The following is a 15,585-nucleotide window of genomic DNA, read 5'->3' on the forward strand; positions in this document are numbered from 1 at the left end:
GTTTAACCCCAAAAGCTCCCCAAATAGAGAAAAATAAATGATTTTGGACAGAAATAAGCCGCAGAAGCAGGCGAAAATCTCACCTTTGGCAGCCGCTAACCAGGTAATTAATATCCTGTTAGATTCAGTCATAAAGACTGATGTGGCTGTCGCAGATGTAAAGAGTAGTTTTGACACAAAGGTGTCTTCCCCTTTTGCACCTATACTATTGATTCCCTGTTTGCTGGGCATAGGACTGCTGACAGCGAATTGTGGAGCGTTGCCCAAGGAATCGGCTGATGCAGAATCTCAGAGTCCTGGTAGTGGGCAACGTGTTAATGCAACGGCTGTAGATGTAGCGATCGCTCGAACTGACTTGCTACAAAAACAACCAGAATATACAGGTAATACAATACCCTTTCGGATTGTATCAGTGCGATCGCAGGTAGAAGCGCGGTTATTGGCTTTGAACTTAGATGTCGGCGATCCGGTAAAGCTTGGGCAAAACGTTGGGCAGTTAGATGATGCCATACTTTCGACCGAATTAAAGAAAACAGAAGCAGAACTAGCAGCCCTGAAATCAGAAGTAGCGAGGGCAACCAATCAGGTAAGCAATGCGCGTGCAGAGGTTGAACGGGTGCGGCTAGAAGTGTTACAAGCTCAGGCAGACTCAGAACGGCAGCAGAAGTTGTTTAAAGCCGGAGCGATCGCTGAACAAACGGCCCAGCAATCACGTACCCAGGCAAAAACAGCCGCCCAAGCACTGCGGGCAGCCCAAGAACAAGTTCGTACAGAACAGCAAGCTGTCGCTGCCGCCCAAGGTAGAGTACTTGCCCAGCAAGCATTGGTTGCCCAAACTAAAGAACGCAGTTCTTACGCTCGGCTGACATCCCCGATCACTGGCATAGTTACAGAAAAAGTGACAGAACCGGGCAATCTTCTGCAAGCAGGTAGCGAAGTCTTAAAAATTGGCGACTTTAACCGTGTCAAAGTCGTCGTCCAAGTTTCCGAATTAGAACTAGCACAAATTCAGGTTGGGCAGTCTGTACAAGTGCGCTTAGATGCTTTCCCCAACGAAGCATTAATTGGGAGAGTTACGCGCATTTCCCCAGCTGCCGATGCCACATCTCGCTTGATACCTATAGAGGTAGTGATTCCCAACGCTCAAGCCAAGATTGGTAGTGGACTTCTGGCGCGAGTAAATTTTGAAAACCAGACAACACAGCGCGTAGTAGTGCCGCAAACAGCTATTCAGAAAGCAGGCAGTAATAAATCCAAGGGTACAGGGGAGACGCAAACTAATGTACGGCAGAATTCCCCATCTAACACATCTGGTATGGCAGAGGCAAAATCACAAGACCGAAGTGGAGCAATATTTGTCGTCAAAGACACAGAAGGTAAAACAAAGGTAACAACACGAGCCGTAATGTTGGGAAAAAGGGCTGATGGGAGAGTGGAAATTTTATCCGGTTTGCAAGTGGGAGAGCGCTATGTTGTTCGTAGTGGTAAGGCGTTAAAAGAAGGTGACACTGTTAGTCTTTCAATTCTTTCAGAAAAGCAATAGTAGGGTAGTCATCACTTAGCACTTAGTATCATGCAACAAGCAAATAATAATGGTAATGGCGGATTTAGCCTCAGCGCGATCGCTATCCGCCAACACATTGGCACACTGATGCTCACCGTGGCAGTAATTGTCATTGGGGTATTTTTCTCACAACGATTCAAGTTGATCTCCTACCCTCAATTACCTATCCACGAGTTAGTGTCCGGCTAGAAGCCCCTGGTATTTCACCGGAAGTAGCAGTAGATGAAATCACCAGACCCTTAGAAGAAACTTTAGCTGCAACCGAGAATGTAGTCCAAATTTTTTCCCGCACCCGTGAGGGACAGGTGAACCTGGATTTATACTTCCAACCAGGGGGCGATATTGACCAAGCCCTAAACGATGCGACTGCTGCTTTTAACCGCGGCCGAGGACAACTGCCAGATACGATAGAGGAACCGCGCTTATTTAAAGTCGATCCTTCCCAATTGCCGGTTTATGAATTGGCGCTGACATCTGCCTCGTTGCCGGGTAAAGATTTACGCGTATTTGCCGATGAAGAGTTAACGCGTGAACTCAGTGTCGTGCCGGGAGTCGCCTCAGTTGATGTATCTGGTGGCGCAGAGGAAGAAGTACGAGTGCTTGTTGACTTAAACCGATTGCAAGCTTTGGGCGTGGGGTTAAATGATGTATTGGCTGAATTAACAGCCCGTAACCAAGATACTTCTGGTGGTCGAATTCTGGGGCAAAATTCCGAGCCATTGACTCGGACTGTAGGACGTTTCCAAAATGCCAGGGAAATTGAAAACCTTTCCTTGGAAGTTTCCTCCTCTTCTCCTGTTACTGTTAATACCACTAATAGCAGTAATACCACTACCACTACCACTACGCCTTCCCGCCGGGTTTATTTGCGAGACTTTGCGGAGGTAATTGACGACACAGAAGACCAGCGAGTATTTGTTTACCTCAACCGTCAGCCTGCGGTGAAATTTTCAATCCAAAAGCAGCCGGAGGCAAATACAATCACAGTTGTAGATGCTGTGAAGCGGCGAATTGAACAATTACGGAAATCGGGTTTAATTCCAGCAGACATGACTTTGAGTCCGACCACAGATGAATCTGTGTTCATCCGTAATTCTTTAAACGATGTCATCTTTTCGGGGATTTCTGGGGCATTGTTAGCAGCAGCAGTGTTGTTGTTTTTAGGATCCTTCAGGCAAACATTTATTATCAGTTTGACGATTCCCCTGTGTACTCTAGCAGCGATCGCTCTGATGAAAATATTTGGCTTGACTTTGAATGTGTTCAGTTTAGCAGGGTTGACATTAGGAGTCGGCCAAGCAATTGATACATCGGTAGTGATTCTAGAAAACATTTCCGAAAAAGCGGGGATGACTCCCAATCAGAGAGAGATGCAAGAAGGGGATTCGGGGAGAAATTCCAAATTCTTTATTGACAGTGCGATCGCAGCTTCCCAAGAAGTAGAATCTGCTTTAGTTGCTGCTACAGGTGCTAACTTAGTTTCTGTAGTGCCATTTCTGTTAATTGGTGGCTTTATTGCACTGCTATTTAATGAACTGATTTTGACAATTAGCTTCGCAGTCGCGGCATCCCTTGTCGTTGCGATTACAGTAGTGCCAATGCTGTCTTCTCGACTCTTAGGAATTCCCTGGTCGAGTCGGATCAGTGAATTTTGGCTGCTTAGACAGTTTAATCACCGATTTGAAGATGCTACGCGGGGATACGGTAACTTTTTAACCAAGATTTTACGCTATCGGCTCCTCGTAGTTACGGCTGCTTTGCTAATTTTAGGCGGTAGTAGCTTCTTTATGTTTGGTCAAATTCCCCAAGAAATTTTACCCCGAATCAGTACTGGTCAAGCTAACTTGAAAGCGCAGTTTCCTCCTGGTACACCTTTAGCAACTTCTGAAAAAGTTATGCAAATTGTCGATGACATTTTGCTCAAACAACCAGAAACACAGTCTGCTTTCACAACTGTGGGTGGTAATTTATTCGGCAACAGTACTACAGAAAATCCTTTACGTGCCAGTAGCACCATCAATCTTAAACCAGGCACAGATGTCGAAGCCTTCGTCAAAAAAGTAACTCAGGAATTTAACAAACTCAACTTAGCAGGAATTTTGCTGCGTCTCACTCCTGGTCAAGTGCGGGGTTTAATCTTGAGTAATTCTCCAGTGCAAGGGTCAGACGTTGACGTGATTCTGCAAGGTGAAAATGAAGAAAACTTAACGCAAGCAGGGGCGCAAGTGCTGCAAGCATTGCAGGAAAGGGCAAAATTAGCGACATTCCGACCAGATGCCGACCCCCGACAACCCGAAATCCAAATTCGTCCCGACTGGGAAAGGGTTTCAGCTTTAGGGTTGAGCGCTCAACAAATTGGTGCAACAGTTCAAACAGCAATTGAAGGTTCAGTTCCCACGCAAATTCAACGCGGTAATCGTTTAGTTGATGTGCGGGTGCAGCTAAATAAAGAAGCGATTCAGCGTCCTTCCCAGCTAGAGCAATTACCACTATTTACAGAAAACAATCAACTAATCCGCCTTTCAGATGTTGCGAACATTCAAGAAGGTCAAGCGCCTGGTGAGGTGCAACGGATTAATCAGCGCCAAGCTTTTATTGTGGCAGGTAATCTAAGTGAGGGAGCTAGTCTTGGTGAAGCGATCGCCGAAGTCAATGAGGTACTTAAGGATGTAGACTTACCTGATGGCGTTTCAATTGTGCCTAGTTCTGCCCAAGAAACTAATCAGCAACTTCAAGATGCTTTAAAAACTTTGGGGGCGTTGGCAGTGTTCTTAATCTTTGTAGTCATGGCAGTGCAATACAATTCCCTGATTGACCCATTGGTAATTATCTTCACTGTACCACTGGCGTTAGCTGGAGGAATTTTTGGACTTTACATTACCCATACTGCAATTGGCGCAACTGTAATTGTTGGCGTCGTGCTGCTGGTGGGAATTGTGGTGAACGCGGGAATTCTCATGGTGGAACTGGCGAACCAAATTCGGGAAGAAGAAGGTTGTACTCGCCAAATTGCGATCATGAAAGCTGCTCCTCAACGCTTGCGCCCAATTATCATGACCACAGTCACGACTATCTTGGGACTGTTTCCTTTGGCATTGGGCATTGGTGAAGGTTCTGAGTTTTTGCAGCCTTTAGGAATTGTAGTTTTCTTTGGGATGGCGATCGCAACAATGCTGACACTATTTATCATCCCCTGTTTTTATATTCTGCTGCACGATTTACTCGGTGGAAATTGGGCAAAGCCAGTGTTAAATAGGTTGCGTGGATTTAGTAAAAAATTGATTTGAATCCCTGATATCGAATTACGCAAAACAAAAACCTCACCCTGTCCTGACTTTAATCCCTCTCCTTACCAAGGAGAGGGACAGGTGAAAGCGTAGCAGAACCTTTGTTGAGGTTTCTTTGGCCTATTCGATAAACTGATGTGAATTCCACGACTCATATAGATACCTTATTAAACAATAGACCTCTTGCATAAATCAAAAATAAGAACCCCACCCCGCCAAAGCTACGCTTTGTCTCCCCTCCCCGCAAGCGAGGAGGGGTTAGGGGTGCGGTGTTAGGGACTTTTGCAAGAGGTCTAATAAGCTGTTCCACATTTAAATTACATGAACTGGGCGGGCAAGATGCCCACCCCACAAGAGTTATGTTTAATTTGGTTATGTATGGCTGTACACCTAAACTAGATGCCCCTGGAATCAAATTTTTTAAATCCACATATTGCCCAATCTGTCAACACATAAGTTCTAATTTAGATTTTTTATAAAGATTGCATGAAATTACTAGTTATCGTGGTGAAGCATTGCAAGAATTGCTTTATAAATCAACCTATGAGTAAATCTAAACTCACTCAGCAGACACACATTAACCACTATTTATCTAGCAGGTAGATAGCAGTTTCAAAGTGAGTTTTTGCTGTTTGATTTAACCCACGCGGTATAGCATTCTCTCAATCAATATCAATAGGACAGAATATATGACTACAATCGCAACCAAAATAGCCTTATCTGTACTAGGAGCAGCAGGGATTAGTTTTGTATCTTTGACACCAGCAAGAGCCGTCATTTTCGTAGAACCCATTGTGACGACTAAAAATCAAGACATACTCGACGCAAAAAAGCCAAGAACCCTTACAGACTATCAACCAGGGCAAGTGATAGAATATGGTGTTCCAGATGTAGCTAATAACTTTCTAAATGCCACCGGGTACGATATAAATAGCTTGGTCTTTGATTTAAAAACGCTATCCTATACTAATCGGAATTCTACTCCACCATTTGATAATGAACCAGTGCAGTGGGGAGATGTAAATGGAGATGGCAAGATTGGTTACTCTAATAACTCTGATCTAAAGGATATTTTTACAGACATTACCATCAAAGGTAGTACTATCACTTTTAGTGGTGGCGTAATCCCAAACGGAAGCCTGTTTTATAATCCATTCGCTACCCTGCCAAATCTAGCGCCAGGTGCTGGAATCATTCCACCAGTGCCAGCAGAGCAAGCGGATAAAGATGGGCCGATCAGAGTGGCTGCTTATTACACCGCTATTCCTGAATCAACTAATGTTTTGGGTGTACTGGTCTTTGGTGCTTTAGGTGTAGCTTTAAAATTAAAGCGATCGCTACACTCTTAACGCTCTCAATCTGCAATTAATTCATCATATACTGCCAGGGTTTCCTGATGGACGCGGGCAACACTCAGCCATTCTAGGTTTTGTTTTGCCCGATGTTTCCATTCGTGCAGCATATCGGCATTACTCAGTAATTGTACTAAAACTCCAGCCAAAGCATTACTATCTTTTGCTGGCACTAAAAGACCTGCTTGCCCATTGTCCAAAGCTTCAGGAATCCCGTCTACCTGAGTCCCAACGATCGCAGTTCCAGCTTCCCTAGCTTCCGAAAGTACCAAGGGGCAAGGGTCACGATGGGAAGCCAACACAAATATGTCACAAGATATCAGATAGCGTTGAGGTTGCGGCTGGAAGCCTTCAAAATGAATACGTTCTTTTACAGAAGTTGCTTGCGCCTGTGCCTCAAATAGCTGTTTATCAGGGCCATTTCCGACCAAATAAAGATGCGTTTGGGGAAAATCTGAAGCAATTTGTGCAAAAGCAGCGATTAATTCAGTGATTCCTTTGCGTTGATACATTCCGGCTACGGTAGCGATCGCTGGACGCTGTAATGGTAAAGGTTGATAATCTTGTATTGGATGGGTGCGAGGGCTGCCCAAAGTTCCATTGCATACCACCCGCAACTTATTTTCGGAAATACCGCGCCTGGCCATAGAATCTCGCACAGCCTTGCTGACAGCAATTACCCTGTCAGCTAAACCCATCAGCAGGCTAGCACGTTGAAATTCGTTGTGGACTGTAGAAACTAAAGCATAGTTGTGTCGTTTAAAAATGCGTGCTAATATGACTCCGGTCATCATGTGTGCATGAACAATATTAGGCTGAAATTCAGCTGCGATCGCTCGATAACCCATAGCTGCTTTGATCATACTTATCGGTTTCCTAGTTTGATCTAGTTGGTACTGTTTAACACCAAAAATACTTAGTAAAGTCTCGTATTCACCACCAGCAGAAATAACCGCCACCTCATGACCAGATTTTGCCTGTAAACAAGCTAGATCCACAGCCACATTTACAATACCGTTACCTATTTCTTGAACGTGGTTCAAAATATGTATGATTCGCATAATCTTTGAGATATGTATAAAAAATTAAGATAAGTAACTGAGTATCAATCAACATAATTATTGAGGTCTTCAGTGACAACTCAAAAGTAGTCAGTAGTGCGTAAAATGGACACTAACTACTAACTCTTAGCACTTATAATCAGCCACTTAGCTTAAAAACTTATTCAGTAACGGCTCAATAAATCGGGATAAAAGGAGCCTTCTGGCTAAAAGTATTGTTGGGCTTCGGCTTTAAAAAATAGCCGAATTATTTAATCAACCTGTGGAATCTGCAATCAAGCCTTACGTCTTTCTTGCCAATCGACATAGAAAAAGAGAATTGCAAGCATTATATACCCAATAGCCCAAGGCGTACCAGTTCCCCAGCCGAAATTAACAACTGTATCTGCGACAGTCCAACGATAACTATGCATCAACCCAATCCAGGAAATTACAGCAGCGATCGTAGACCAATAGGCAGCTTGGCGAAACTTTCGCTCAATAATGTAAACTGTAATACCAGCTAAAATCATCGCTGAAAATATAAACCCTTGCTCAAGAGCAAAAGCCCCATCAATATAGGTATCGCTCAACTTAAACTGCTCAATCAAGGTTGGTGTGAAAGGTCTTTCCGGTGTACCCAAACCTGCTGCCCGAAGTGCATTTTTAGCTATTATTGCACCCCAACCAGCAATCCCCGGTAATAGACCAACAACCACAGCAGGTGCATGGTGGGATGGGGTGGCTGTAAAGCTTTGAGCTACAATCACAATCCCAATCCACAACACAATTGCCATCCCAGCTTCAATTGGGACAAAGTAAGCCAGTATTGCCACAGTTCCAGTTAGGCACAGCAAGCCCATGATTATGCCATTGAGGATAGAGTAACCGACTCTTGCTCCCAAAGCTTTCCAGCCAGGATGACCAATATAAATAGTAGTCGGGAAACAGGAACCACAAATAGCAGCAACCAATGTACCAATACCATTTACCGCCAGACAGGGAGCAGTAGGATAAGTATCACCAGCAGCTTCTGCACTTTCTAAATTCTGGAGACTGCCAACAAGATTAAATAACCCCATTGGTAGAATGATGCTGAAATATTCGGCCAAGACTGAACGACCGCTCCACAATTTTAAGAGCCACAAAGAAGGTAGATAGAGCCTTATTGGTTGCAAACTAGCAGCAAACTTAGCATGATCCCAACTTACCAAACCTGTTCCCCAGGCAAGGGCAATTCCCAAGAGAACAGCCAACAAGCCGCCGGGTATGCCAAATCTCACTCGCCCAAAATAAGTCAACAGAATCACACCTAAAGGCACCAAGCCAACTACGGGATTGGCAAAGGTACGAAATAGAAAACCAATGGCAATAAAAGTGATGGCAATCCCGCCCAAAGTGGAAAGCAGTGCCGCACGGGGGGTGAGGCTTCGGAGTCTCTCGCCAACAATAGCCCCAGCAAGTTCTATCAAACCAGAACCAAAGCAAGCCACCAGTCCTGCTTGCCAAGCTAATTCAGCAGCTTGTTCACCAGACGCACCACCAGAAATTGCTGCCAATTTTACAGGTAACATGACTAGAAAAATATAAGCAAAAAGGCTGACGGTGTTAATACCATAGGGTAAAGCAGTAATATCGTCTCGCTGCTCACGCAAGCCTTGCTCTTTGGCTAGCCTTGCGTAATAGAAGTTGCCGACAATCAAACTTATTGCAACTCCTGGCAAAATACGTTCGTAGACTAACGCAGCAGGAAAGCCTAACACTCCTTGGCACAAACTGACAATCAATAAAATTTGAATAAAATTATCAAGCGCCAGCCCAAATAAACCATCAATGTCTCTGCGAACGAACCAACGGGGTACTCTGGTTGTAGCGATTTCCATTGTTTTACTTTTGCTTTGCCAATTTTCTGGCAATGGTCTTGCCGCTTTTAGAATACCAGCAATGGTATTAAAGGTGATAGGTTACAGATAGTTTTCTGTTCCCTGTCCCAAAACAAAACTCAACCTGCGGAATGTCGGTTTAACAATAGGACTTATGCAAAATATCTTAGGACTTACGCAAAACTATACGTAGTAGGGGTAATTCATGAATTGCCCCTACCGGAAAATCAAGGTTTGGGCTATTTTTTGCGTAAGTCCTGTATTCTTCTTTAATTATTCACGCCCACTTACTTAAGTTCTTACGACTCAATCAACACAAGTTTGCGAACCGGAGAATTGTTTACCACAGAGCGGCGTGATGAAACAGCAGTTAGCAAAAACTTCCAAGACTGAGGAGAAAGTATAGACAGATCAATCATTGAAAGAAAACTCTTGATATTTCTTTGCTTTAGTGCTACTAAAATCCAATGGAGTTTCAGGTAATTTTTTATATCCTCAAAGACGGGAATCTCTGAGCGATGTTGGTCATTTACCAAGGCGTAAATTTTCTCTTTCATCAAAATATTTGTCGCCAACCGCCGAGACAAAGAAAACTTTTGATTATAAGCACCCGCCCAGATAGTCCGGTAAGCAAGACACTGGTTGAAGAAAATCGCATCGCCAAACTGAGCAATCCGAATCCAAGAATCGATGTCATCACAGTTAGCATCAAGTGTGGAGTCCCAACCACCAGTTTGGAGGAAAGCATCACGCCGACAAGCTACTTGTACAGGCGTGCCAAAGGGTACAAGCTCTAAGAGCATACCGTAGTGAATATCGGCTTGTGGGACATAAAAAGCTAATCCGGGGCCAACTTGGGGGGTGCGACCGAGTTCAACTCCATTACCATCCACCTGAGCCGCCACACAAGAGCAGATTACAGCATCGGGATGAAGTGCGATCGCTTTAAGCATCTCTTCTATACAGTTGGGCGCTAAATAGTCGTCATCATCTAAAAACTTAATCCAGTCGCCGCTAGCTTTAGCAACTCCAGCATTTACCGTTGCTGCATGACCAAGGTTCACTTCGTTACGATGATAAACAACCTTGTCACCTAAGCTTTTGAGATATGTTTGGGTGTCATCAGATGAACAGTCGTCGGCAATAACCACCTCGCACTCGATTGTTTGGTTACGAGCCGAGTCAATTGCTCTTTGCAGCAAGTTCAAGCGATTATATGTACTGATGACGACGCTAAATTTCATAAATTTTACCCCTGTGGTACAGCATTCTGCAATATAGCTTTGATATCTAGGCTGTTGTATCAGTAAAATTATCAATCCTAACAAGTAGACTGAAAGAGGATTATCGATTTATGATTGATGATTGGGAGTTTTTTTTTAAGCAGACAGAAAGACTATGAACGCTCAAGAGATTATCCGCTCGATTGAAGCGGAACAGATAAAATCGAATTTACCCGACATTTATGTGGGCGACACCGTAAAAGTGGGAGTGAAAATTAAGGAAGGCGAAAAATACCGCGTACAACCCTACGAGGGAGTAGTGATTGCCATGCGGAATGGCGGCATCAACGAAACTATTACAGTCCGTAAGGTTTTTCAAGGCGTGGGCGTCGAGCGGGTATTTCTGTTGCATTCTCCCCGGATTGATAGCATTAAAGTATTACGTCGCGGGAAAGTCCGCCGTGCTAAACTGTATTATCTCCGCGATCGCGTAGGTAAGGCAACCCGGATCAAGCAACGGTTTGACCGCCCTTTGTGATTCGTCCTTCAAAAGTATGGGGGAAATTTCAAGCCTCAAGCGGCATCTGCCGCTGACTTGTTTTCCCAACAAAATTGAGGTATGATAAAAATCGCATATTGCGTTAAACTGAAATTTAGTTCAGCGCAATCAGTGAATCAAAAACAGCTTGTGCGCTCTTAGTTCAGTTGGTAGAACGCAGGTCTCCAAAACCTGATGTCGGGGGTTCAAGTCCTCCAGGGCGCGCTCAAGAGCAAAAAACAAAGCCCGAAATAATTACGCAGCTGCTATATTAGCAGTTAGCGCTAATAATTTCGGGTAAACCCATTGTATTTGCAGTTGTTTTGCTTTCAGTAAGTGAAATAAGTCGAAGCTGCAAACCTGGATCATCGAATTTTAGATTTTGGATTCAAAAGCCAAAATCTGCCGATTTTAGATTGAGAATAAATTTAAAATCGACAAACCAAAATCTAAAATTAAGCGCCTTTGCCTTCAGGTATAGGGTAAGTCTAAAATCCAAAATCCAAAATTGAGTGACAAACGGGGGGATAATTGGTCGTGGCGAAAAAAAGTGAAGCAGAATTGCCAGAAAACACAAATGGGTTTAGCTTGGGCAACTTCATACAGGGAACCAAAGAAGAACTTGACAAAGTAGTCTGGCCTAGTCGCAAGCAGATAGTGAGCGAATCGGCGGCTGTGTTGTTAATGGTGGCCCTGTCCGCATCTTTGATATACTTGGTCGATGGATTGTTTGGTTGGGCAGCAAAACAGGTGTTCTGATGACTTTTGCAACAGACGAACCTCGCAACTCAATGTTGCAGTCGGAGGAAACAGCAGAAACAGCAGAAGCAGCGTCAAAAGAAGCACGCTGGTATGCAGTGCAAGTAGCTTCAGGCTGTGAAAAGCGTGTAAAGACTAACTTAGAGCAACGCATTCAAACTTTTGATGTAGCTGACAAAATTGTCCAAGTAGAAATTCCGCAGACGCCGGCGGTGAAAATCCGCAAAGATGGTAGTCGCCAGCATACAGAAGAAAAAGTTTTTCCTGGCTATGTGCTGGTGCGGATGATGATGGATGATGATACCTGGCAGGTGGTACGAAACACCTCCCATGTAATTAATTTTGTGGGTTCAGAACAAAAACGTGGTAGCAGTAAGGGTCGAGGTCATGTCCACCCGATACCATTGAGTTCTTCAGAAGTCGAACGCATATTCAAACAAACCAGCGAACAGGAGCCGGTTCTCAAAATTAACATGGCTACTGGTGATAAGATAATGGTGCTTTCTGGTCCATTTAAAGACTTTGAAGGTGAGGTGATTGAAGTGTCTCCAGAGCGGAGTAAGCTTAAAGCCTTGCTATCAATTTTCGGCAGGGATACACCAGTAGAATTGGAATTTAATCAGGTAGAGAAACAGAGTTAAATACAAATGGCGAAGAAAATAGTAGCGGTCATTAAACTGGCCCTGAATGCTGGAAAAGCCAACCCAGCACCGCCAGTGGGACCTGCATTAGGTCAACACGGCGTCAACATCATGATGTTCTGCAAAGAGTACAACGCCAAAACAGCAGATCAAGCTGGAATGGTGATCCCTGTAGAAATTTCGGTTTTTGAAGACCGGAGTTTTACATTTGTACTCAAGACACCACCAGCATCAGTGCTGATTCGCAAGGCGGCGAAAGTTGAAAAAGGCTCGAATGAACCCAACAAAAAGAAGGTTGGGTCAATTACTAAAGCACAATTGCAAGAAATAGCCCAAACAAAACTCCCTGATCTCAATGCTAACGACATAGAGGCAGCAATGAAGATTGTGGGAGGAACGGCTAAGAATATGGGTATAACAGTCACAGATTAGTCATTGGTCATTTGTCATTGGTCATTAGTAAAAAACTAGCAAATGCCAAGGCACAAATAAGTAAAAATTATCGGGGGAGAGGCGAAGCTTCGGAATTACCCCAGGAGAAAAATGCCAAAAATATCGCGTCGTTTGCAAACGCTGCAAGCAAAAGTAGAAGAAAAGGACTATCACCCACTAGAGGCTTTAGCGCTTCTGAAAGACACAGCAACAGCTAAATTTACCGAAGCTGCTGAAGCGCATATCCGGTTGGGAATTGACCCCAAGTATACTGACCAACAGTTGCGAACAACGGTAGCACTACCCAAAGGTACAGGCCAAATCGTCCGGGTGGCGGTGATAGCCAGAGGCGAAAAGGTAAACGAAGCAAGCAACGCTGGTGCTGATATAGTCGGTTCAGAAGAACTGATTGACGAAATCCAGAAAGGTAGGATGGATTTTGATAAGCTGATTGCCACACCCGATGTTATGCCACAAGTGGCAAGGCTGGGTAAGTTGCTGGGTCCGCGTGGTTTGATGCCATCGCCCAAGGGTGGAACTGTGACATTTGATTTAGCAGGTGCGATCGCAGAATTCAAAGCTGGTAAATTAGAATTCCGGGCTGATCGAACTGGTATTGTTCATGTTATGTTTGGTAAGACAACTTTCTCGCCTGAAGATTTGTTAGTCAACCTGAAGGCATTGCAGGAGACGATTGATCGTAACCGTCCTTCAGGAGCTAAAGGTCGTTATTGGCGCACATTTTATGTGGCAGCCACTATGGGACCATCGATTAAAGTTGATATCAGCGCCCTACGAGATTTGAAACTGAGCGAAGCAGGTTAATTTTTAGTCATTAGTCATTAGTCATTAGTCATTTGTAAAGGCAAAGGACAAAGGACAAAGGACAAATGACTAATGACAAAATTAAATAGGCAAAGCCGGAGACAGCAGGTGCTAATAGCTTAATATCCTGCCGAGGTTAAAACTCTAATTGTCAAAATTATCGCGCATAAAGGTGTGATAACTATGGTATCAGGAGTCTTAATACTCAACCCCGGCTAAGTTAGCTGGGGTTTGTTGTTTGGGTTCAGGTTGAGAAAAAACGTACAAGTAGGCAATCACCGATTATTTTAAGGAGGTGAGATTGGAATGGGTAGAACACTAGAAAATAAAAAAGAGATAGTAGCTGACCTCAAAGTTACTTTGAGTGAGTCAACTCTGGCACTGGTAATTGACTATCAGGGGCTAACAGTTTCTGAAATTACCGACTTACGGCGGCGGCTGCGTCCCAGTGGCACTGTTTGTAAGGTGACGAAGAACACCCTAATGGGCATTGCCATTAAAGATGATCAAAAATGGCAGCCACTCTCGGAATTGCTCAACGGTGCTTCCGCCTTTTTGCTGGTAAAAGAAGATTTTTCATCAGCAATTAAGGCATACCAAGAATTCCAAAAAGTCAGCAAGAAGACAGAACTTCGCGGTGGTGTTCTGGAAGGTCGTCTACTCAAAGAACCAGATATCAAGATACTGGGAGACTTGCCATCTAGGGAAGAACTCATGGCACAAATTGCTGGAGCTATCAACGCTTTGGCTACCAAGATTGCTGTGGGTATCAACGAAGTTCCTGGTTCACTGGCTCGTGCTTTGCAGGCTGTGGCCGACCAAGAGCAAGCTGGTGGTGGCGCCCAAAGCGCTGCTGTAGAAGATAGCAGTACTGAAACAGCTGCTGTAGAAGATAGCAGTACCGAAACGGCTGCTGTAGAAGATAGCAGTACTGAAACCTCTGCTGTACAAGATAACAGCACTGAAACGGCTGCTGAATAGACTTCGTGGTTCATCAGTCAAGAGTCAAAAGTCTATAGTTAAAAACTAATGACCAATGACAAATAAATAATCAAAATTACAGGAGTTATATCAATGTCTACTGCAACCGATCAAATTTTAGAACAACTCAAATCTCTGTCTTTGCTGGAAGCTTCTGAGTTAGTCAAGCAAATTGAAGAAGCTTTTGGCGTGAGTGCTGCTGCACCCGTTGGCAATATGATGATGGCTGGTCCTGGTGGCCCTGCTGCTGTTGAGGAAGTTGTTGAGCAAACCGAGTTTGAAGTAATTCTTGAATCAGTCCCAGCTGATAAGAAGATTGCCGTGCTGAAGATTGTCCGGGAATTGACCGGTTTGGGTCTCAAAGAAGCGAAAGACTTGGTGGAAGCTGCGCCCAAGGCTGTTAAAGAAGGTATTGCTAAGGATGCTGCTGAAGATGCTAAGAAGCGCATCGAAGAAGCTGGCGGTAAGGTGACTGTTAAGTAGTCACAATTCTATTATTAGTTTTTTATTAAGGAGTCTGAGTCAGGCTCCTTTTTTTGGTGTTATATCAATTGACATTGAGCTAATCATTGGGCCAAGAAACGTGGGAAAAACCAGAGCAGCACTTCACTACCGAAATGAAGATAAAAAACGAGTTTCTTATGTAAAAGCTTGGTCGGCATCGAGTTCTAAACGTCTCTTTTCACAAATACTGAAGGATATTAACCATGCTGCGCCAACAGGTAAACGACAGGATTTACGCCCAAGATTAGCTGGTAGTCTTGAGCTATTTGGACTAGAATTGATGATCATAGATAATGCTGATAATCTTCAAAAAGAAGCACTTATAGACTTAAAACAACTTTTTGAAGAATGTCATGTTCCTATTGTCTTAGTTTGAGAGAGGGAGTTAGATGATATTTTACAAAATTGTGATTTTTTGACTAATTTCCCAACACTGTATGAGTTTGAGCGCTTGGAATATGCTTTTTGTAACTACCTACACGGATATACTCAAGTCCTTTGAAGCGAACAGGAACATGGTTTGCTTTAGGTATCTCAAAAAAAACTATATTTTTTT

At 43.8% G+C, this 15,585-nt stretch carries 12 protein-coding genes, 1 tRNA gene, 2 pseudogenes and 1 other annotated feature; of the genes and pseudogenes, 12 read left to right on the forward strand and 3 right to left on the reverse strand.

The genetic code is table 11. The features are described from left to right. Positions 1-37: 37 nt before the first annotated feature. From V7K15_RS10305 to V7K15_RS10315, 3 genes and pseudogenes are all read left to right on the forward strand, one after another. The gene (locus V7K15_RS10305; RefSeq protein ID WP_334905364.1) at positions 38-1,543 is read left to right on the forward strand and encodes an efflux RND transporter periplasmic adaptor subunit; all 1,506 of its coding nucleotides are present in this window, start codon (positions 38-40) and stop codon (positions 1,541-1,543) included. Positions 1,544-1,573: 30 nt separating this feature from the next. After that, positions 1,574-4,851, forward strand: a pseudogene (locus V7K15_RS10310) (efflux RND transporter permease subunit). Between the two features lie 689 nt (positions 4,852-5,540). Then, the gene (locus V7K15_RS10315) at positions 5,541-6,200 is read left to right on the forward strand and encodes a hypothetical protein (RefSeq protein WP_334905366.1); all 660 of its coding nucleotides are present in this window, start codon (positions 5,541-5,543) and stop codon (positions 6,198-6,200) included. A gap of 5 nt (positions 6,201-6,205) precedes the next feature. Here the strand turns inward: V7K15_RS10315 and V7K15_RS10320 are convergent, their stop codons facing one another. The 3 genes from V7K15_RS10320 to V7K15_RS10330 all read right to left on the reverse strand — a co-directional run bounded on the left by V7K15_RS10320 (position 6,206) and on the right by V7K15_RS10330 (position 10,370). Continuing rightward, entirely contained in the window at positions 6,206-7,264 is a 1,059-nt protein-coding gene (locus V7K15_RS10320; RefSeq protein WP_334905368.1) for a glycosyltransferase family 4 protein, read from the reverse strand. Positions 7,265-7,539: 275 nt separating this feature from the next. Beyond that, on the reverse strand, positions 7,540-9,126 hold the full coding sequence (locus V7K15_RS10325) for an NCS2 family permease (protein WP_334905370.1): 1,587 nt from the start codon (positions 9,124-9,126) through the stop codon (positions 7,540-7,542). A gap of 299 nt (positions 9,127-9,425) precedes the next feature. Further along, the gene (locus tag V7K15_RS10330) at positions 9,426-10,370 is read right to left on the reverse strand and encodes a glycosyltransferase family 2 protein (protein WP_334905372.1); all 945 of its coding nucleotides are present in this window, start codon (positions 10,368-10,370) and stop codon (positions 9,426-9,428) included. A gap of 154 nt (positions 10,371-10,524) precedes the next feature. Here V7K15_RS10330 and rplS point away from each other — a divergent pair, with 154 nt between their 5' ends. From rplS to V7K15_RS10375, 9 genes and pseudogenes are all read left to right on the forward strand, one after another. Beyond that, complete coding sequence (gene rplS / locus V7K15_RS10335; RefSeq protein ID WP_273766612.1) at positions 10,525-10,887, forward strand: 50S ribosomal protein L19; 363 nt, start codon at positions 10,525-10,527, stop codon at positions 10,885-10,887. 152 nt (positions 10,888-11,039) lie between these two features. Continuing rightward, positions 11,040-11,112, forward strand: a tRNA-Trp gene (locus V7K15_RS10340). A 312-nt stretch (positions 11,113-11,424) separates the two neighbouring features. Then, positions 11,425-11,646, forward strand: coding sequence for a preprotein translocase subunit SecE (gene secE, locus V7K15_RS10345; protein WP_012412090.1), 222 nt, complete (start codon positions 11,425-11,427; stop codon positions 11,644-11,646). Continuing rightward, positions 11,646-12,287 (forward strand): transcription termination/antitermination protein NusG, encoded by a 642-nt coding sequence (gene nusG / locus V7K15_RS10350; protein ID WP_334905374.1) that lies wholly within the window; start codon positions 11,646-11,648, stop codon positions 12,285-12,287. Before secE ends, nusG begins: the two co-directional genes overlap by 1 nt. 6 nt (positions 12,288-12,293) lie before the next feature. Then, complete coding sequence (gene rplK, locus V7K15_RS10355; protein WP_292769481.1) at positions 12,294-12,719, forward strand: 50S ribosomal protein L11; 426 nt, start codon at positions 12,294-12,296, stop codon at positions 12,717-12,719. A gap of 111 nt (positions 12,720-12,830) precedes the next feature. Beyond that, positions 12,831-13,544, forward strand: coding sequence for a 50S ribosomal protein L1 (gene rplA, locus V7K15_RS10360; protein ID WP_334905376.1), 714 nt, complete (start codon positions 12,831-12,833; stop codon positions 13,542-13,544). A gap of 77 nt (positions 13,545-13,621) precedes the next feature. Then, positions 13,622-13,789 (forward strand) — a sequence feature (ribosomal protein L10 leader region). Between the two features lie 61 nt (positions 13,790-13,850). Next, positions 13,851-14,399 (forward strand): annotated as a pseudogene (gene rplJ, locus V7K15_RS10365) (50S ribosomal protein L10); the annotation flags it as partial. Between the two features lie 219 nt (positions 14,400-14,618). Then, complete coding sequence (gene rplL, locus V7K15_RS10370) at positions 14,619-15,008, forward strand: 50S ribosomal protein L7/L12 (RefSeq protein ID WP_334905377.1); 390 nt, start codon at positions 14,619-14,621, stop codon at positions 15,006-15,008. An 85-nt stretch (positions 15,009-15,093) separates the two neighbouring features. Continuing rightward, positions 15,094-15,405 carry an ATP-binding protein gene (locus V7K15_RS10375; protein WP_334905383.1) on the forward strand — a complete coding sequence of 104 codons (312 nt, stop codon included), beginning with the start codon at positions 15,094-15,096 and terminating at the stop codon, positions 15,403-15,405. Positions 15,406-15,585 lie beyond the last annotated feature (180 nt).

Source organism: Nostoc sp. (assembly GCF_036919815.1).
GTDB lineage: Bacteria > Cyanobacteriota > Cyanobacteriia > Cyanobacteriales > Nostocaceae > Nostoc.

What these genes read in the sequence shown, in the direction of transcription:
- V7K15_RS10305 (WP_334905364.1), top strand. Translation starts at nt 38, where the DNA reads ATGATTTTGGACAGAAATAAGCCGCAGAAGCAGGCGAAAATCTCACCT.
- V7K15_RS10315 (WP_334905366.1), top strand. Translation starts at nt 5,541, where the DNA reads ATGACTACAATCGCAACCAAAATAGCCTTATCTGTACTAGGAGCAGCA.
- V7K15_RS10320 (WP_334905368.1), bottom strand. Translation starts at nt 7,264, where the DNA reads ATGCGAATCATACATATTTTGAACCACGTTCAAGAAATAGGTAACGGT.
- V7K15_RS10325 (WP_334905370.1), bottom strand. Translation starts at nt 9,126, where the DNA reads ATGGAAATCGCTACAACCAGAGTACCCCGTTGGTTCGTTCGCAGAGAC.
- V7K15_RS10330 (WP_334905372.1), bottom strand. Translation starts at nt 10,370, where the DNA reads ATGAAATTTAGCGTCGTCATCAGTACATATAATCGCTTGAACTTGCTG.
- rplS (WP_273766612.1), top strand. Translation starts at nt 10,525, where the DNA reads ATGAACGCTCAAGAGATTATCCGCTCGATTGAAGCGGAACAGATAAAA.
- nusG (WP_334905374.1), top strand. Translation starts at nt 11,646, where the DNA reads ATGACTTTTGCAACAGACGAACCTCGCAACTCAATGTTGCAGTCGGAG.
- rplK (WP_292769481.1), top strand. Translation starts at nt 12,294, where the DNA reads ATGGCGAAGAAAATAGTAGCGGTCATTAAACTGGCCCTGAATGCTGGA.
- rplA (WP_334905376.1), top strand. Translation starts at nt 12,831, where the DNA reads ATGCCAAAAATATCGCGTCGTTTGCAAACGCTGCAAGCAAAAGTAGAA.
- rplL (WP_334905377.1), top strand. Translation starts at nt 14,619, where the DNA reads ATGTCTACTGCAACCGATCAAATTTTAGAACAACTCAAATCTCTGTCT.